12 protein-coding genes and 1 pseudogene are annotated in these 18,974 nt (G+C 57.8%); 12 read left to right on the top strand and 1 reads right to left on the bottom strand.

The window, feature by feature from the left end; genetic code table 11:
- Positions 1-75 precede the first annotated feature (75 nt).
- The 7 genes and pseudogenes from Q5Z11_RS10125 to Q5Z11_RS10155 all read left to right on the top strand — a co-directional run bounded on the left by Q5Z11_RS10125 (position 76) and on the right by Q5Z11_RS10155 (position 10,406).
- Complete coding sequence (locus Q5Z11_RS10125) at positions 76-2,811, top strand: type VI secretion system Vgr family protein (protein ID WP_303749863.1); 2,736 nt, start codon at positions 76-78, stop codon at positions 2,809-2,811.
- Positions 2,774-3,724: a DUF4123 domain-containing protein gene (locus Q5Z11_RS10130; RefSeq protein WP_303749864.1), complete on the top strand. Its 951-nt coding sequence runs from the start codon at positions 2,774-2,776 to the stop codon at positions 3,722-3,724. Before Q5Z11_RS10125 ends, Q5Z11_RS10130 begins: the two co-directional genes overlap by 38 nt.
- Positions 3,717-6,980 (top strand): toxin VasX, encoded by a 3,264-nt coding sequence (locus tag Q5Z11_RS10135; protein ID WP_303749865.1) that lies wholly within the window; start codon positions 3,717-3,719, stop codon positions 6,978-6,980. The genes Q5Z11_RS10130 and Q5Z11_RS10135 overlap by 8 nt, the downstream gene beginning before the upstream one ends.
- Entirely contained in the window at positions 6,977-8,083 is a 1,107-nt protein-coding gene (locus tag Q5Z11_RS10140) for a hypothetical protein (RefSeq protein ID WP_303749866.1), read from the top strand. The genes Q5Z11_RS10135 and Q5Z11_RS10140 overlap by 4 nt, the downstream gene beginning before the upstream one ends.
- Positions 8,084-8,155: 72 nt before the next feature.
- Positions 8,156-8,380, top strand: a pseudogene (locus tag Q5Z11_RS20745) (IS3 family transposase); the annotation flags it as partial.
- 136 nt (positions 8,381-8,516) lie between these two features.
- Positions 8,517-9,251 carry a putative type VI secretion system effector gene (locus tag Q5Z11_RS10150; RefSeq protein WP_303749867.1) on the top strand — a complete coding sequence of 245 codons (735 nt, stop codon included), beginning with the start codon at positions 8,517-8,519 and terminating at the stop codon, positions 9,249-9,251.
- A 147-nt stretch (positions 9,252-9,398) separates the two neighbouring features.
- Entirely contained in the window at positions 9,399-10,406 is a 1,008-nt protein-coding gene (locus Q5Z11_RS10155; protein WP_303749868.1) for a DUF6708 domain-containing protein, read from the top strand.
- A gap of 139 nt (positions 10,407-10,545) precedes the next feature.
- On the opposite strand, the gene Q5Z11_RS10160 is transcribed toward Q5Z11_RS10155, so the two are convergent.
- Complete coding sequence (locus Q5Z11_RS10160) at positions 10,546-11,040, bottom strand: hypothetical protein (RefSeq protein WP_303749869.1); 495 nt, start codon at positions 11,038-11,040, stop codon at positions 10,546-10,548.
- A 750-nt stretch (positions 11,041-11,790) separates the two neighbouring features.
- On the opposite strand from Q5Z11_RS10160, the gene Q5Z11_RS10165 reads away from it, so the two are divergent.
- The 5 genes from Q5Z11_RS10165 to tagF all read left to right on the top strand — a co-directional run bounded on the left by Q5Z11_RS10165 (position 11,791) and on the right by tagF (position 18,937).
- Complete coding sequence (locus tag Q5Z11_RS10165) at positions 11,791-12,384, top strand: M15 family metallopeptidase (RefSeq protein WP_303749870.1); 594 nt, start codon at positions 11,791-11,793, stop codon at positions 12,382-12,384.
- 101 nt (positions 12,385-12,485) lie between these two features.
- Complete coding sequence (locus Q5Z11_RS10170; protein ID WP_303749871.1) at positions 12,486-12,746, top strand: PAAR domain-containing protein; 261 nt, start codon at positions 12,486-12,488, stop codon at positions 12,744-12,746.
- A 77-nt stretch (positions 12,747-12,823) separates the two neighbouring features.
- Positions 12,824-14,215: a hypothetical protein gene (locus tag Q5Z11_RS10175; protein WP_303749872.1), complete on the top strand. Its 1,392-nt coding sequence runs from the start codon at positions 12,824-12,826 to the stop codon at positions 14,213-14,215.
- 16 nt (positions 14,216-14,231) lie between these two features.
- Positions 14,232-17,957, top strand: coding sequence for a type VI secretion system membrane subunit TssM (gene tssM / locus Q5Z11_RS10180; protein ID WP_303749873.1), 3,726 nt, complete (start codon positions 14,232-14,234; stop codon positions 17,955-17,957).
- Positions 17,954-18,937 carry a type VI secretion system-associated protein TagF gene (tagF, locus tag Q5Z11_RS10185; protein WP_303749874.1) on the top strand — a complete coding sequence of 328 codons (984 nt, stop codon included), beginning with the start codon at positions 17,954-17,956 and terminating at the stop codon, positions 18,935-18,937. Before tssM ends, tagF begins: the two co-directional genes overlap by 4 nt.
- The last annotated feature ends 37 nt before the right edge of the window (positions 18,938-18,974 follow it).

Raw genomic sequence — 18,974 nt, forward strand, 5'->3', positions numbered from 1 at the left:
AACAAACAGATGCATCCAGCAGTTTTCAGTCCGGGCCGTAGCGCGCACTACCGCCCATGAAGGCAGATCAACACCATGGATTTGGTAAACAACATATTGGCAGCCCTGGCCGGGCCCGCACAGACACAGCGTTTCCTGCGGCTGCATACCGCGTTGGGCGGCGACGTGCTTGTTGCGGAAACCCTGGATGGCGTCGAGCAGATCGACGGTATCGGCTTTCAATGGACGATCACCGCCCTATCCGTTGATGCTGGCCTGCAATTGCAGCCGCTGATCGGCAAGCCTGCCTTGCTCCAGCTGCAGCAGGCCGATGGCAATCACCGGCCATTGCACGGACGCATCACCGCCGCCGAACGGATTGGCAGCAATGGCGGGCTCGCCCGTTATCGCCTGCGCCTGCAGCCATGGTTGGCATTTCTGTCGCAGCGCGTGGACAGCTATGTATTCCACGACAAGACCGTGGTCGAGATCATCGAAGACATCTTCGCCGACTACGGTAGCCTGGCGCCCGAGTGGCGCTGGGTGCTTAACGATGCTGGTCAGTACGCCAAGCGCAGCCTGACCACTCAGTACCAGGAGAGCGATCTGGCGTTCGTACAGCGGCTGCTGGCCGAAGAAGGCATCTTCTATTGGTTCGAGCATGAAGGCGACCCGGATGCGGCGGCTTTCGGCAAGCACACCCTGGTATTGGCCGATCACGCGCATGACGTTACCGATCTCGGCAGCGTTCGCTTCCATCGCAGCAATGAAAGCGAACGCAGCGATGCCATCCAGCAGTGGCAGGAAGCCCGCAGCTGGTGCACGCCGAAGGTGGAGCGGGCAACTTGGGATTACCGCAGCCTTGAGCGTCGCCAGGCAAGCGCCGAAGCAGAGCAGGGTGCCGACCTCGGTGTGGTTGACCAGGACACCAGCGGGCCTTATGGCTGGCATGACAATGCGCGCGGGCAACGTCGCGCGCAACAGCATCTGGATGCACTGCGCGTGCGCTCGCACCTGATTGAAGGCGGCGGCCAGTGGCGTGCACTTGCGCCGGGCGCCAAGCTCGCCCTGTCACAGCACCCGCAGGTGGCCGAGGACGCTGCATTCCTCTGTATCTCGGTGCGACACCAGGCCCGCAATAACCTGGATGCTGATGTATTCGATGCACTCGAGCAGACGCTTGGCCCGATCAACCAGCGCGCACTGGAGCTGCCAACGGCATTGGCGGGCATCTGTAATGGTGCAGGCCGTAATGACATCAACACAGGTTTCTACGACAACCAGTTCGCGGTGATTCCGGCCGAGGTCATCTACCGCCCGCAGACTGAGAACGGGCATGGCGTACACCTGCACCCCCGCCCCAGCGTGACCGGCACCTTGAGTGCGGTTGTGGTCAGTGATGGCGATCCCTTGCTGTCTGACCGCGACCACCGAATCAAAGTGCAGTTCCCGTGGCAGCGAGGCGGCAATGCCAGCAACGGTTTGGCGCACCCGGCCGGCGACGACAACGCGCCCGCCAGCGGTAACGCCTGGACATGGGTGCGCGTCATGACCCCGTGGGCCGGCGACAACTGGGGTGGCGTAGTGCTGCCGCGGCGCGGCCAGGAAGTATTGGTCGCGTTCCTGGAAGGCGATATCGACCGCCCCGTGATTGTTGGCGCGCTCTATAACGGCCGCGGCCAACAGGACGCACAGCGCAACAAGTTGAACAGCGGTGGCGCGAACGCGACCGGCAACGCCGCCGCATGGTTCGAAGGCAACGATCACGCCGCCGTGTTTACCGGCTTCAAGAGCCAGGCGCTGGCAGAAAGTCAAAGCGGCACCGGCGGCTACCAGCAGCTACGCTTCGACGACACGCCGGGGCAGGGCCGCGCCCAGCTGTCGACAACGCAGCACGACACCACCTTGACCCTCGGCCACCTGAAAGGCGGCGACGACAACGTGCGCGAAGGCGAGCGCGGTTTCGGCGTCGAGCTATCAACCCAAGCACACGGCAGCCTGCGCGCCGGTCGCGGCCTGCTGCTGACAACAGAGGAAGGCACGCCGCAGATGGCGGCACCACAAGCCATCGCACAGTTGCAGCAAGGCCACGACCTGCTCAAAAGTCTTGCCGACTCCGCAACTGATCAAACCGCGCAGCTGCCCAAAGATTCCGCAGAACTGCCGATCGATAAAACCCTGGCCGAACTGCAGGAACAGCTGAAAGCAACGCATAGCGGCGGCAGCGCAGGCAGCATCAATGGCGGCGACGGCGAAGCGCCCGGCTGGAGCGCGCCTGTATTGCTAGGAAGCGGTGTAGCCGGCGTGATGAGCCTGACCCCGGCCGACCAAGCATGGGTAAGCGGTACCCACACCTTGCTGAGCAGCGGTGTCGCATTGAACTGGATGACGCAGGGCTCGCTGAGCCTGGCAGTCGCGCAAGGTCTGGTGCTCTACACAGTGGGCAGCGAGGGCAGGAAAGACAGCCCCAACCAGGAGCGCGGCATCGCCCTGCACGCAGCACAAGGCAAAGTCAGCGCAAGGGCGCACAAGAACCAGGCCACGATCGCTGCGAAGACCAATATCCGCATTGCCAGCACCGAAGCCAATATCGAAATGGCGGCGCCGAGCAAGCACCTGCTGGCTACTGCGGCTGGTGCATACATTCGGATTGAAGGTGACAACATCGAGCTGGGCGCGCCCGGGAAGATTGAGTTCAAGGCTAGCCAGAGGGATTGGGTGGGGCCCCAGGCGGTGGATGCTGCGGCCGAGTCAAAGCAGGCACCTTTCAGTGGGTGCCTCGAAAAGTTCAAGGATGCAACCAGAGGAGGGGCTGGACGTGTCGCTCTCTAGGCCCCTCTCTGACGATGAAGGTTTGAAGTGGGACGCGTTAACATCCCTTCGTGAGCGATTGTTCAAGGCTAAGCATAGCTATTTATTTGTTGATCCAACGTCGGGTGTGCCTTGGGATAGGTCGTACACGAAGGTTGGCGATAGTTATAGCGAGGTTCTTGTGGCACCTCGGAAACTGAATTTGCCGAAGGATGCTTGTCCGTTCTTGGTCCCATTGAGCAACGAAGTTGGTGGAATCTTTGATTGGACTTTCGAAATAGCTTGGTCACAGCTATCGGACCCTCAGGCTCCTTACCCGGTGTGTGCCTGGATTGGTAGTGATCTTGAGGTGAGAAATTTGCAGTCCCGAATGTCAAAGCAAATGTTGCAGTCGGTTGGAGTCAGGACTTGGCTTTTCAGGTTCTATGACCCAAGAGTCTCCCAGCACTTGGTATCCTTTGTCAGTAAAGAGTTCTGCATCTCAGGTCCTACCTCTTGGTCTTTTCTGGATGCATCAGGGAGGCTTCAGAAGCTGCCCGTCAGCGAGACGGAGAGCATTCGCGATCCTGAAGAGTCCTCTTTGGAACGTCTTGATTGGCTAAAGACAATAAACGCTGTGATCAATACGTGGCCATCGCTTACCGATGATATCGTCGAGATCGAGAGGATCTACGATGCCGCCCGTGTTGCTGCAGCAGTTGGATTGCAGCCGTGTCAGCAAGCGGATTGTGTGGCCTTCATTCTGCATCGATGCTTGGTTCATGAGCGTATCGAGTTACATCCGATTGTTTCAGTCTGGCTGAATGATGCACGCGAGATGAAGCGGCCTTACGCAGATGCAGCCGCGCACGCTGGTGCAGACGTATGGAAGGGAATATCGGCTGGCGACTGGCAGCTTGGGTTGAACGAACGACAAGGACTTCGTTATGGCTGATGGTGCACAGATTGCCAATGCGGCGCGCAATACAAACTCGAATGCTGGTGCTTTCGGTGACTGCCAACGTTGTGATAAGCGCGGTTTGCCTATTTTGCCGCTGAGGTTCTCCTACGCATATTGGGATGGTCGTTCGGATTACGGCACAAGAGCGGATTTGTCAAAAACAAGCTTTGACAAAATGGCCGGTGAACTTCTGCTTAGGCCTCTCAGTGGTGGCTATCTACATGTGCTTGACGAGCGTGATGGAGGTACATGGAGAGTTTTTTTTGTCGGTCGTGACGGCTCGCTTTGGGAATTTCCAGCTAAGACAAGCCCAAGGATCGAGGAGTACCAATGTGGTCGTGGCGATCATCTAACGCGATCTTCGATGTTCAGTTTGGACCGGCCGGAGAATGCAAAGAAAATATGGCTTTCTTACGCGAGTACTCTATATACACCGAGTAAGCTTGACGAATTTCGATCGCTTATACTGAAAGGGCAGGCGCCTGGAGATGAGTGCGAAAGAACGGTTGCACTTATGGGCGTGCGCTTTCAGATGCATGACGTCCCAGCGCTACTGGCCATGGCGAAAGATGAGAGTGCGACAGATAAGGCGCTGGGAATTAAGCTTGATGGCTCCAATCTAAAGTCGAAAGTTCCTGAGTTTTCGGGAAAAATCGAACCATTCGAGTACAGCGTTACACCCCCAGTGAACTTGAAGGACAGCCCCGTTGCGCTCGGAAAGCGAGTCAAGGGCGCCTGTTCTGGTGGGCTGGGCGGGGTGGCGGTTTATTTGGATGATCCTATTGGGATTGCTCAAGAGATTCGCCATCTCGAGAAAATAACTAAGCTGAGAATTGATGCGATTGACGCCAAGTATGCAAGGGAACGCAAGGTCAAAGCGCTCGTCGATGAGCTTGGGAAGAGCTGGGTTAAAAGCAAAGATGCTCGCGGTAAGCTGGAAGAAGGTAGCGACTGGGAGCTTAATTACAAGGACAAGTTGGACGCATCCCGCATCGCGGATTTCGAAATAAATTATAAGAGTGAAATGGGCACGCTGCGCGGAAAACACTTGATACTGGTTGATGATGTCCAGAGGTGGTGCAAATCCACCAATTTTGAGACGGCTACAGAATGTGACTTTGACAGCAAAGATGTTCGCAGCACTGTAGATATGGTGAGTCAGCTGAGTACTATTCTTTGTGGCCTTGACGCTACAGAGCAGGGGGCGAATCTCGCACAGGAGTTGATGGCAAAGGATGTATCCAGAAATCTATGGTATCGCGCGCTCTTGGCTGGGCAGAAGGATCTTTTGTCTTTTTTGTCCGAGAATCAGGGTTCCGACGTCTTGGGCAGTTTTAAGTCTGCGTACGGCGTTGTTGATGAATGGATAAATGCTCACGAAAAGATGGCTGCTGCCTTGAATCTCTCAAACCGCGATTCGCTGGCTTTCGCGCCAGGGGCTGCTGGGTATCTCAAGGGCGTGGATCCGCTGTTCAGGGCAACACTTCCCCTTAGCGAAGCAATAATGCAGTTGACGCTCTCTCTGCAAGCTCTGGTTGGTAAAGCTGCCGGAAAAGCGTTTGGCGAGCTTAGAGTATTCGTTTTATTGGGAGCGGTTTGGCACCGTACTACCGCATTGCCATTCTACGAAGAAAAGACGTTGGCATCGCTCGTTCGAGAGAACAACGAGGTGGCCTGGGGTACATCAATTGAAAATCGAAATCAGATATTCATTGATACAGAGGGGCGGCGCGTTGCCAAGGTGAAATTGGGGGATTACGCCAGCGAGCTTGGGGAGGCCGGGCGAAAGAAGATCCCACTGCTGCGTATTCGATTTGGAAATCCCCCGGACGTCGCAATGATGTCTGCTGAAGGGGCGCGAGAAGTAAGCAGGCAGCAACGCCGCCAAGAAGCGCGGCGTGATCGGAAGGCAGAAGCCAAGCGACTGAAGAACGGTCCTGGGCCACAGAGAAGTACGCTGGCAGTTGCTATGGAGCAAGGCCTTGAAGAGATGAGTGCTGAATTCGAAGCGTTCAGGCAGGCGGAAGCGGAGAACGCAAGGATTGCCGCGGCATCTGCGAGGAATCGTGCTCGCCTGGGTTCGCTGGGCGCTGCAGACGCTGTAGTTGTTCCGGCAGCTCTCCGGTCGTTGCAGCGCGCGCCATCCGGAAACTGGTTAAGCGGTGCAATGAAGGTTGCGAGGAATGGTGGCGCAAATGGTGCTTTCTCTGCTTGGATAGGTGCTATCCAGATGACGGCACTCGTCGCGTCTTATAAGGATCTGGAAAAGAAGCCCGATGCTGAGACTTGGGCGAAAGTGATGAGCTCGACTCTCGGAGTTGCAGGGGCCTTCATTGAGGTGATCGCGGCGGGCTATTTGCTGTCCGGTGCGTCTGCAGACAAGAGGTTGATTTTGGCGCTAACTCCGGCGCGAATTGCGGGAATTGGCGGGCTAGTTGGTGGGGTGTCCGGTGTGGTTGGTGGAATCGTCACGATGGTAGAAGGCTACAACCGTTCCGAGGCTGGAGATGTTGACTCCGGGCGTGCCACTTTCATTGGAGGCGCATTCCTGACTGTGAGCGGAGTGGCTGCCGTGGGAGGGGGCGCGGCAGCATTATCCAGCGCTGGACTTGTTCTGGGATTGGGGCCTTTTGCTTGGGGTGCGCTGGCGTTGGGCCTTGCGGTTTTAGGTGTCGCTTCCATTTTCATCGGTGAGAGCTGGCGAGATAATCCGCTGCAAACTTGGCTGCGTTCGAGTTGTCTCGGAACTAATCCGGCATTCGGTAGTTCGAGCGATGAGTTATTGGCATTTGAACGGTTGTTTGAGATACCGATGGAGCTGCGCATGCAATGGCGGAAAGGCAAATTCGGCTTCGGTACAATTGTTGTCGAGGTGGACATTCCGGATTTGTCTGATGGGCTGGGGGGGCTTGTTTACGGGCTGTCTTTCCGTATGAAGGACGGAGCTGTTTACACCGTTTCGGAGAATAGAAAAATATCAGACAGGTCTGGAGCTGGAATGAATGATCCAAGTCAGATGTCTGCTGGGAAGTTTGTAAATACTACCGGCTTAAGTGCGCCGACTACATCTCCGACATATACCATTACGCAAAAAGGTGGGGTGAGATGGATGGTTGGGTATTCTCGTGATATGTTGTCTGTAGTTGCCATTAATATTAAGTATATGCCAGAGATTGACGACCGGCCTGATTTTATTGTTCCAGCTCCAGATGGACTGAGGAAGATGATTACTGTGGCGGATTCTGTATGATTTCGGAGGAACGCAAACTGGCTCGGCCAGCGGAGCGGGTTGAAATCGGCGGAAAAGGATGGATGTCTGTTAAGGGGCGGAGCGCGATGTATCCGCTGCCATTAAAGGGGCGGTACGGTAGGTCTTTTGATCTCGTCCTAGAGATTAATGAAGATTTTGCGATATTGAATCCTGCAGGGACAGCAAGTGGTGCGGCTAATGGATTTCATATTCTCCTGGTGGTCTTGCTGTCGATAACGATGTTGTTCTTTGGTAATTGGATCTTCTTGGCGATTATTGGAGAGGGGAGCGGAGACTGGTTTATAACGACGGTTTGCGTGCTGGGGTTTCTCCTCTTTGGTGCTGGAAATTTTGCAGTCATCAAATCGTTGAGGCGGCAGGTGGTTGGCTTTCCGCTATTAGCGCTTCGTAAAGAACGTAAGGTTGTTCAGTTGCAGGGCAGTGCTCGTGTTGAGGCCGATTGGGAACGTCTTAGGCCCTACATTGAACCTGTGACGAGCGTAAGTTCTGTGGGCGCATCAACGTCCTGTAATGTTCATTTAATTGAGCCTACTGAAGACGGACGCAATGCCCGCCGGCAAATTTTGTTGCAGAACGCACTGGGTTTATACGATTGCTTGGCCACATATGAGTTCTTTGCGAGCTATATGGAGGGCGACTGGGAGAACTTGCCCGATATACACCTGATTCCAGGTGTCCGCCCTAAGTTCTGGGACGCATACCGTTACGGTTTCTTTAACGGCTGGATTGGTGTCCCGCGTTGGGATGAACGCTCTGAAGCGTCCCGTCGTTGGATGTGGGTGCTTACTCCCCTCTGGACGGCAATTTTCTGGCCTTTGGTAATGTTAACAATTGCAGGTACGCGCACCGGTCGTGTTCTGCGATTTGATAAAAGCGAGATTGGGAAAGCGCGCGATGGCACTGCGGAGCCAATGCCGGCATCGCTTCAGGACAAGATCAAAGCACCATCGCGATTGCAACCTGCGGAGAAGTTTCTCTATTGGGTTTCAATGATGTCTGGCGGAGTGTTGTGGGGTGCAATAGCGCTGAAGTCGGTTATGTTGATATTTGGGGCCGATAGTGCAGTTGTGGCGATCAACTAGAACTGTTTTGATAATGTTGGTGCATAGCAGTTTCGCAACTTTGGAGCCGATGTCGCCTGCCCGTAAACTTGATCCAGGCTTTCCTGGAGATGTCCGGGCAAATTCGGCAAGCTGTTTCAATGGGTTCATCGCCGCGGTTTGGTCTGGAATCACAAGCGTGTCTGCCGTGTGTATTGCCTGATGAAGCTCAATCAGCGTCGGCGAGGGAAGAAGCATCTTACAAATCGACACCCGTTGGTGGCCGGTGAGCATTTCGACGGTAGCTGGTCGATCGACGTCATGTTCGACGCGCTTTGGGGGACGTCGCCCCGCTGTCGGCTGACCGTAGGCCGTGGATAACGAATCACTTGGAAACTAGTAATCCTTCCGGCGCAAGTTCTGGTTGCGCGCTGCATTTCGATCAGCGGGGCGGGGATTTCGGTGGAGGATAAAGATGAACACTGAAGCGGCGTCATCGGTGCGAGTTCTGGTGGGCACCATGCGCAACCTTGAAGTTGAAATAACAACGGTTGACGCGTTCCAGGGGGAGGAGTTGCAAAAGCGCAGTGCGCTTGCCGGAACGCTGGCAGCTGCTGCCGGATTGAGCGGGCTAGCTGCTGGGACGGTGGCTATGTCTATGGAAGAGATGCGCGAGGAGGCTTTTGCGCTGACTTTTCAGTTGGGCGATGAGGCAGTGCGTGCGATTTTATGGGCGAACCCGTTTCAGGATGGGGATGAGGTTGAAGTGGTGGCGGAAGAGGCCGATGGTTACATGCGGGCATTCGCCGTGCTTCGTCCACGTGACCGGATCATCGCTCTTTTCCCTCACGTTGTGTCCGGTCGATCGGCGCATGTTAAGACAACAATCAGGGGGTTGCTGTGGATGTCATTGGTTGTAGCGATTGTCACCGTTGTAATGTTGACTTTTTTTTGGGCTATAGGTGGCGGAGGTGAGGTCGCCATGTTGGTGGTTACTATTGGTTTTGTGATGCTGGGAGGTGCAGCTATTTTTTCACTAATCGGCTGGAGTGTTTCCAGGAAGTATCTTCCGTTTGTGAAGATGGCGGAGATTGTGTTCACTTCGGTTGGTTGGAAGAACCCTGAGGAAATAAATTTGCGCAAGAAGACTATGACTTCTATTCGGCCGGATGATCCGCCAGCGCTCGGTCCTTTCTATTTTCGCTATTAATCGGTAGCAGAAGCAGTATTGTTAACTGGAGATTCCGTAATCGATTGCGGTCTTCCTGTAGCTGGTCGAGGTTCGTAAATTTCAATGCTGTAATGGTAGTTATGCAAGCGACGGATGGGTATCTGCGTGCATATGGAGTGAGTTGATATGTTGACAGGTTGGTATCCAAAATTTGAGACTGGGAGAGGGATACTCAATGTCGAAAAGAAAGAGCATCTTGCTCAGGGGGTAAGCGGTGATTTCCATCCAGATGACTCCGCATCACTGATATCCCTTAACCCGACATATGCGGACTTCGTGGATAGAACATTTTCAATGAAAGGTTTCATCCCGACATTCGCCGCAGGTGCTCTTAGCCTTTTCATTGCCGTTGTTGCTATTTGTGCTGTGGTTTTGGTCTTTCCGGTGAATCCAACATTGACCGAGTTCACGGTTGTGGTTCTATTTCTATCACTGGCGGGCGGGTTGGTATATTTTTTTTGGAACCTGGTGCTTCGACACGACTTATTTGCATGCCGTTATTATCCGATTAGATTCAACAGGCTGACGAGGAAGGTTCATATTTTTAGGAATAACGGCGCGAATGGCGAGGTTGTTGTTTCCTGGGGAAGTGAGCATCTCTTCTTCTTTGTGGGCTGGGGCAATCAGAACAAAGAGTTGTGCGACCTTCGTTGCCATATTTTAGATAAAAATCGGATCATCGTAGATACGTTTACTGTGGGGACTTTCACTGACGATCCTTCGCGAGTTCGTGGTCGCTGGGAATTTATTAACAGGTATATGGACGGTGGGCCCGATTATGCTGTTGCTCACGAGTCGGATAAGATCGTTGCGCTGTCCATGAAGAACAGCTTTAGGAACTCATATCGCTGGACCTGCTTCTTGCTTGGCAGGTCGTTGTTTCCCTTAAGACACTTCCTGTTTCCTTGGTATGGGGTATTGGCGCTAACTCGTTGGCTGGTTATGGCAACATGTGCGACGCCCCATTTTTCGCCCGCGACCGTTGCGGAGAGTAGATTTGATCCAAATGACGAGGGGCGTTGGGAAGAGCCTGAATACATCGACCAGTTTGGTGAGCGCCCGGACGTAGTGGCGAGAATGAGGCAGCTTCATCGTGAGCGGAAGCGCGGAAGGGGCGGTACAGACCCCTTGTAGTTCGATGCCTGCTTCGCTTAAGAAAAAGCCCGCCTAGGCGGGCTCGTTGAGAAGCAGTGCAGAGCCTCCCGATGGCTGAGTCAGCGTCGTTCGGGAATTGCTGACTTCCCGTCGATGCCCAAGCGCAGCACACACGCCATCACATAGCAGGACAAGCCGGATCCCTTCCACGTACCCCTGCACAGATCTTCGCGCGACACTCCAAACCCTTGGTGGTGTTCGCACCAGGGCAGGCGCGCAGCTGGGTCTGGATGGTCGATTCGGTTGAAGCAGTCTTTCGCGTTGCCACCTGCTCGAACGCGACGCGTTCGTCATCGGCGCGCTTCTTGTCGTCTGCTTCGATCTTCGCGATCAGATCGTCCATGGTCTGAGGCTGTGGCGCTGCAGCAGCTCTCTTCTTCTTGCTTTCTTCTTCCTTGATGATGCCCAGCAGCGTGCCGAGCAGGTTCTCATCCTGCGTCCTGCTGCCTGCAGCGGTGCGTGCGGCTGCTGGTGCGCGCTGCGCACGCGCTTCTCTTGCAGGAGTTGCAGCCGTTGCACTTGAACTTGTACTTGCTGTCGCAGGCAGCGCCTGCGTGGGCGTAGCTGCATTGCGGCTGTTGGCATCCGTGGTGTCGGGTGCATCAACAATCATCGCGGCGCCATTGCTGCCTGCAGCTGCGGGTGCGTCGGGGTGTCCGGTGACAGAAGTTGCAGACGAATCTGGAACTGCGTCAGGGTTCAACGAGTACTCGGCATCGTCCTGTGTGGTGCTGCTTGAGAGCCACCACAGTGTTGCGCTTGTGAATGCAAGCAGCAGTGCGCAACCCGCACCAACCCACAACCAGACGCGCCGGCTTTGGGGGGAGTGGTCTTTGGTGGCGCGCGATGATGCGGCAACCTGTCGACCTTCCATGTCTGCGAGAATGCGGCCCGTGTTCGGTGCCGGGCCGTTGTTCTGCGCTCCCCCTGAGAGCAGACTCGGCCGATTTATTCCGCCATTATTCAAGTGCTTCCAGCCCTTGGTTTGAGTCGGCTAGTGCCGAAACGAATACGCGCATTTGTAGAGTAAGCCTCTCGATGCGTCAACCTGCATTGTCGTCATGGAGGACCGGTGACTGTAATTGTCGTTGTAGCCATTGTGCTGTTGCTCCTTGTTGCATTGCTTTGCTGGAGCCTGTTGTTCCCTGAGTCGCTGGGTCCGGTGTTTGCGCGTCTGCGGGCGCGCTGGGTTGCAGTGCGACAAGGGGCGGGACGTGCAGGCAGTCGCGCTGGCGCAGGTGCTGCGCGTGTGCGCAGTGGGGTTCGTGAAGAAGTTGTGAGTGTGCGCGGCATGCTGCGTCGTCACTGGCCCGTGCTGGCCATCGCGATAGGCTTGCTGTGTATTCCTCCGGTGATAATTCTGATGTCACGACAGACAGTGGTGCTGTCTGATTTCCGCGGTGATGATCTTGCCGAGTCCGGTTCCATGGTTGCGCAGTTGTTGCGCGGTGAGCGCTTGACGCCGCCGCCTGCGCCGCCGCCGGAAGTGTTCACGACAACTGAAATTCGCCGCCTGCGACCAGAGATAGTCACTGCTGATCGCAAATGGAACCAGATTGATCCGGATCTGCAGCAACGCGTTCTGGCTATCTACGAAGTCATGCGCCGTCAGTATGGTTACGAGATGGTGTTGATCGAAGGCTATCGCAGCCCCGAGCGACAGGCCGAGTTGATGGCCGGTGGCAAGGCGACACGTGCCGGCGCCTGGCAAAGCTGTCACCAGTACGGTTTGGGTGTGGACAGTGCGCCAATTCGTGACGGACGTCTGCAATGGGACATGGAAGATCCGTGGACCCGCCGCGGTTATTTTCTGTACGGTGAGCTTGCTGAACAGGCAGGTCTGGATTGGGGCGGCAACTGGCGCAGCATCAAGGACTATGTGCACGTAGAGGCCACGGCGCGATGCAAGGTGGCACGCAACGCGAAGCGTGATGAACTGCGACGCCAAGGCTTATAAGCGCGAACAAGTGCTGGTATCGTACGCCGGTGATGACTCGGGTCGCCGTTGGACAGGGGCGATGGAAAGACCGGGTCACGGCGAATCAAGGAGTGTGATGCATGGCACGACCGTTTATCGTTGTCGGCGACAAGTTAAGTCATGGCGGTAGCGTGGTGTCTGGCACTGCCCAGACAGACGTGAATGGAAAGCCAGTTTCCCGCATCGGGGACCGCGCCATCTGCGCGGTGCACGGGGCAACTTCAATTATCAGTGGTGACGCTACCGTCGTAATCGACGGGCAGCCTGTAGCACGTGACGGAGATCGCACTGCATGTGGGGCCACGTTGATGGCCACACAGAGCAGCACTGGGTTGGGCTGAGCGCAACACGCGGTACAGGAGCAGCGCATGGAGCACAGCGACTGATGGCAGGATGGTTGAAGAACGCGGGGAGCGTAATGATGGTTTTTGTCGCCACCTGGGCGGCGGCCATCATGTACTGGCGTAGCAGTGGCACCACCCCCAATGGCATGCAGATGCTGGCCTACCTCGGCGTATTGCCGGTGGGGTTGAGCGGTGTGGGCTACATGCTGCGCGGCATGCTTTCACGTGGCGTTGACAAGGCGGTTGCAGCAAGCGCGAATGCCGAAGAGGCCGTACCTGCTGCTGCAGTCGAGTCCAACAGCACGCATGTTTCCTCGGTGGCAATCACCGCAGGAAGCGTTCACCTGCCTGTGGGAAACGATGCGAGCGCGGTGTTGGCCGTCGCCTCGGCGTTGCCACGGCCGCAGTTGGACACGCGTTTCCGCGACGCCAACAATCTTCCGATTCGTGTGAGTGCCGTCGCTGGTCTTGACGAGTGGGCGGTGTTGTCTGAACGCGAAGGAACGATTGATACCGCTGCCCATGAGCGGCGCGCGATAGCGTTGTTGCAGCCTGTTCTCGAACAATTACTCGACGCGGCTTATGGCGCGATTCCGGCAATTGTTGGTGGTGAAGAAGTTGTGATTGCTGGTCTGCGTCGGCGCGAAGAAGATCGGGTCGAGAATGTCCTTACCGTAGAGCTCGTCGTTTCGCCTTCCTGGTCGGACGGTTTGCGTCACTGGGCGCAGACATGGCTGCAAGAGCAGGCGCTGCAGGCCGGGTTGGATGCGCGGCGGTTTGATGTGCGTATCAGTGTGTTCGAGCGTTCCGGTGATGTGTGGCCACATCTGCAGCGGGTTGTGGATGCCTTGAGCTCGGGCACACCGCGCTGGCACTTGCTCGCTTCCTGCTATTCGGCGATAGACGCTGCAGTCATCAACAATTGGTTGGCGCGCGGCCTGCTTGCAACCGCGCAACACGCCGACGGTCACGTGCCGGGCGAGGGTGCCGCTGGTGTGTTGCTGGCCAGCAGCCAGCTTGCAGGCGAGGGCGCAGCGCGTTTCTGGCGGCCGCAGTTTGAGCGTCTGGAGCCGGTTCACGGCACGCGCCCTGCAGAGCTCCGCCGTCAGCTCGCCAGCGCGGCAACGCAGTGGTTGCAGCCTTTGCTAGCCGACGCGGCGCGGGTGCAGTTCGTGCTGCACGATTCCGATCAACGCCCTGAATCGCTGGTTGATACAGCGGCAGTCACGGCTGCGATCAACCCTGATCTTGATTTCAGTTCACAGAGTCTTGCCCTGGCATTGTGCTCTGGTGAGCTTGGCCCGGTGTTGCCGGTCGCCTTGTTGGCCTTGGCCCAAGCGCAGCTGCAGCACCAGTCCGAGGCAGTTGTGTTGCTGGGCGTTGCCGACGCGCAGCAACGTTTGTTTGGCCTCGTAGAGCCGCTTCCTTCCCCGACGCTGGCGGTTGTAATGCCGGCAGTCTCCTGAACCCTGGATTCCTTGCATGAGTTTGAGCAATTTCAGCTACTACCTGCGCGACTATCGCTTGTGGATGGTGATTGGTCTTATCGGCGCCGCTGGGCTGGCCAAATACGGTGAGGCCGAGGCCAGGCAGATCGGGATATGGGCGGCGATCGTGCTTGCAGCGCTGCTGGTCATTGCGCTGATCGTCTGGATCATCAAGCGGATCATGGCGCGGCGCGCGGCGCGGCGTGTGGAGGCGATGGTGCAGGGCGAGGCCGACAAGGCCGTGGCCAACGCGCAACCGTCGCAGCGTGCCGATACCGAAGCCTTGCGCAAGCGCATGCTGGATGCGGTGAAGCAGATCAAGTCCTCGCGGATGGGTATGCTCAAAGGCAAAGCTGCGCTGTATGAGTTGCCTTGGTACGTGATCATCGGCAATCCGGCGGCGGGCAAGAGTACGGCGATCCTCAACTCCGGGCTGCAGTTCCCGTTCGAGGACAACCGCAGCAACGTCATCCAGGGCATCGGTGGTACCCGCAACTGCGATTGGTACTTCACCACCAACGGAATCGTGCTGGATACGGCCGGCCGTTATTCGGTGAGTACCGAAGACCGCATGGAATGGCTGACCTTCCTCGGGCTGCTGAAGAAGAACCGTCCGCGCGCGCCCATCAATGGCGTGATCATCGCGGTGAGCATTGCCGAGCTGTCTGGCAGCAAGCCCGAGTTTGCGATGGAGCTGGCCAAGAACCTGCGCCAGCGTGTGCAGGAAGTCACCGAGCAGCTGGAAGTGTTCGCGCCGGTGTATGTGCTGTTCACCAAGGCCGACTTGATTGCCGGTTTCAGCGAGTTCTTCGGCAATCTGGATCCGGGCGAACGCGAGAACGTTTGGGGCGCGACGTTGCCAGCCGATGTGCAGCAGCAGGGTGATGCGCTGACGGCCTTCGACAAGCATTTTGACGAGCTGGCCGACGGCATCAAGGAAATGAGCCTGACCCACATGGCGATGCAGCGCGGGCGCGAAGTATCGCCGGGCCTGCTGTCTTTGCCGCTGGAGTTTGTTGGCATCAAGCCCGCGCTGCGGACCTTCATCGCCACGCTGTTCGAAGACAACCCCTATCAGTTCAAACCGGTGTTCCGCGGCTTCTACTTCAGCAGTGCGCTGCAGGAAGGTCGCTCGGTCCACCATGCGTCCGAACGCGTGGGCAGGCAGTTTGGCCTGCAACGCGGTTCGAACGTGGACGAGGCACCAAGCGGGCAGACCGCCTTCTTCCTGAAGGACCTGTTCCGCAAGGTGATCTTTGCCGACCGCGATCTGGTGCGGCAGTACGCAAGCCCGCACCAGAACCGCCTGCGTTACGGCGTGTTCCTGGGCGCTGTAGGTGTGCTCGCGCTTGGGCTTGGCCTGTGGACCTGGTCCTACACCACCAATGCGCAGCTGGTGGCCAATGCCACCAAGGATCTGGACCAGGCCGTGCGCGTGCAGAAGGACCGCATGGATCTGAAGTCCCGCGTTGATGCGCTGCTGCTGTTGCAGGACCGCATGGAACAGCTGGACCGCTACAAGAAGGAAGGCGGCATCACCACCAGCCTGGGCCTGTACCAGGGCGACGCGATCCGCGAGAAGCTGCTGCGTGAGTACAACCACGGCATGCAGCAGGTAATGCTGGCGCCCACGGTTTCCAACCTCGAGAACTATCTTGGGCAGGTGGTTGCCGAACGCGACAAGCTCGGCCAGTCCAACGCTGGGGCTGCGGAGAGCGAGACGCTGTACCAGAACGCATCGCCGACCAGCACCAACGACGCCTACAACGCACTCAAGACCTATTTGATGCTGGGCAACCCCAAGTATGTGGAAGGCGCCCATCTGTCGCAGCAGCTGACCTTGTTCTGGCGCAACTGGCTGGAAGCCAACCGTGGCCAGATGAGCCGCGAGGAAATGGTGCGGGCCGCTGAGAAGCTGATGACCTTCTATGTGGCGCAGGCAGGCAAGCCGGGCTGGCCGCAGGTGCAGAACAAGGTGACGCTGGTTACCGATTCACGCCAGGCCTTGTCGCAGGTGATGAAGGGCCAGCCGGCGATGGAGCGCGTGTTCGCGCAGATCAAGGCGCGCGCGGGTGCGCGCTTTGGCACGGTGACGGTGGATGGTCTGGTGGGCGAGGAGCGCAATGCGCGCCTGATCAACGGCAGCTATGCCATCTCCGGCGCCTTCAGCCGCAAGGCCTGGGAAGACTATGTGCAGGACGCGATCAAGGAAGCGGCCAATACCCAGCTGAGCACCACCGACTGGGTGCTGGGCACGACCGAGCAAAGCGACCTGTCGCTGGCCGGCAGCCCGGAACACGTGTCGCGTGAACTGGTAACGATGTACAAGCAGGAATACGCACGCGAGTGGGGCAAGTTCGTTGCCGGCTTGAGTGTTGCCGAGTTCAATACCTTCGACGAGGCCACGGCGCGCATCAACCGCCTTGGTGATGCCAGCAACTCGCCGCTGCGTACCTTGCTTGAGAAGATCAACGAGGAGACCATCTGGGACAACCCGCCTGCACAGGCGCGTTCCAGCAAATCCGGCAAGGGCTTCGTGGTCTGGTTCCAGCGCACCATCCTGCGCAAGGACCCGGCGGCCGCCGCCGCCGCCGCGCCAGTGGGCCCGATTGGCAAGGCGTTTGAAGGCATCGCACGGCTGACCATGCCGCGCGGTGATCAGCCAGCGGTGATCGCGGCGTACTTTGATACCTTGGGTAAGCTGCGGGCACGCTTGAACGCCATCAAGTCGCAAGGCGACGTCGGCGTTGGGGCACGCAAGCTGATGCAGGACACCTTCAGCAATGAGGGCTCCGAGCTGAGCGTGGCCTTGGCGCTGGTCGACGAGCAGGTCTTGAACGGGCTGGACGAGAAGCAGCGCGAGGCATTGCGTCCGTTGTTGTTGCGTCCGCTGACGCAGACCTTTGCAGCCCTGGTTTCTCCGACCGAGGATGAGGTCAACAAGACCTGGAAGGCCCAGGTCTACGATCCCTTCAAGGCGCGCATCGGCCAGCAGTATCCGTTCAACCTGAACTCGGATGTGGATGCTGCGGCCAGCGATATCGCTGCCATCTTCGGTGCCAGCGGCAGCATCGCCACCTTCAACAAGGACGCAATGGGGGCTTTGGTCCTCCAGCGCGGTCCCTTGCTTGAAGCGCGTCGTTGGGCAGGCATCGGTATCAACCTGTCTTCCGAACTGGTCGCCAACTATGGCAATTGGGTAAGTGGCGCGGGTGCAGGCGCTGCCCAGGACACGACTATCTTTGAGTTGTTGCCGTCGCCTGCAACCGGTGCGGTGGAATACACCATCGAGATCGATGGCCAGCAGCTGCGCTATCGCAACACGCCGCCGCAGTGGACCACCATGCAATACCCGAACGCAGGCCAGATTCCTGGGGTGAAGATTTCGGCGGTTACGGGTGATGGGCGCACCGTGGAGGTGTTCAACGCGCCGGGCTCGAACGGCTTCAAGCGTCTGATGTCAGAAGGCCAGTACGAACGCCTTGATGATTCCAGCCGTATCACCTGGGAAGGCAGCGGCGTTGCCGTGACCGTGGAGATGCGCGTGGTGCGCCGTGCTGGCACGGGTTCTGATGGCAGCGATTGGCAGCGTGGCCTGCAGTTGCCGGAGCGGGTGGCCGGTGGCGTGCCGGTTGCCGCCGCGGCACCGGTTGCGCCTGCCGGGCAAGCACCTGCAAGTGCGCCAGCGGCGCCGCAGCAGGCTGCGGGAGGTGGACGATGAGTCGCGTTGTCAGTGCCGGGGTTTCCTACTTCGGAAAGGTACCGTCGCGCGGTGACTTCGTGCGCGCCGCCGACAACCACCAGTTGCTTGGCTGGCTTGATCGCTGGGCTGGCGAATCATTGGAGCTGCTGAGCCAAAGCCCGGACTGGAAGCAACGGTATGACGAGGCGCCGGAGATCAATTACGCCTTCCTCGGCTCGCGCAGCAAGATGCTTGTGTGCGGCCACTTCCTGGCCAGTCGCGATGCCTCTGAACGGCGCTTCCCGCTGCTGTCAGCATTGCGGCTGGAGGCACCTGAGCCACTGCCGTTCATCGGCCGCAGCCCCTTGGCGCTGTCCAACGCATGGTCTGGACTTGCCCGTTTGGCGCGGCAGGCGAACGAAGATGCCGATGCAACACAGGCGCTGAGCCAACTGGCTGATGCTCGCTTCAGCATCAGCACCGATCCGGCCGACTACAACGCCAGCTTCCAGGACTTCCTCGAAGGCACCACCATCGCCAGCTTCGAGCAGCGCCTGCGTGAGGCAGGACATGGTGAGGTTTCGTTGCGGCAGATGTTGCCGGCATTGGGTCTGCTGTTGCAGCCGGTGTTGAGCGGTGGCGAGGTGAACATCGACAAGGCCTTGGTGCTGCCGTTGGTGCGCGACCCGGCCTACCGGCCGCTTGTGGCCGCGTTCTGGCTGGATCTGGTGTCCAGCTTCGTCAGCCGGGGTGACTTCGAGCTGGCGGTGCTGATCCGCAATGATGCCAAGCCGACCATGGTTATCGGCTTCAATGGCGCGGATCGCATGGTACTGCGCGCGGCCTTGGATCCGTCCGAAGCTGGCGACTATCTGATTCACCTGCAGCATTCGGAGTGGGTGGACGACTACCTGCACGGCGACTACAACTTGAACCGCTTCGGCAGCTTCCTCGAGCGCGATGACCTTGCATTGGTCACAGCGCGTCGGCTGTTCGGCGAGACCTTCCTGGGAACCTGACGATGCATTTGTTCAAAGTTAGCTATATCGCCGCGTT

The sequence above is a fragment of the Stenotrophomonas sp. 610A2 genome, assembly GCF_030549615.1.
Taxonomy (GTDB): Bacteria; Pseudomonadota; Gammaproteobacteria; order Xanthomonadales; family Xanthomonadaceae; genus Stenotrophomonas; species Stenotrophomonas pigmentata.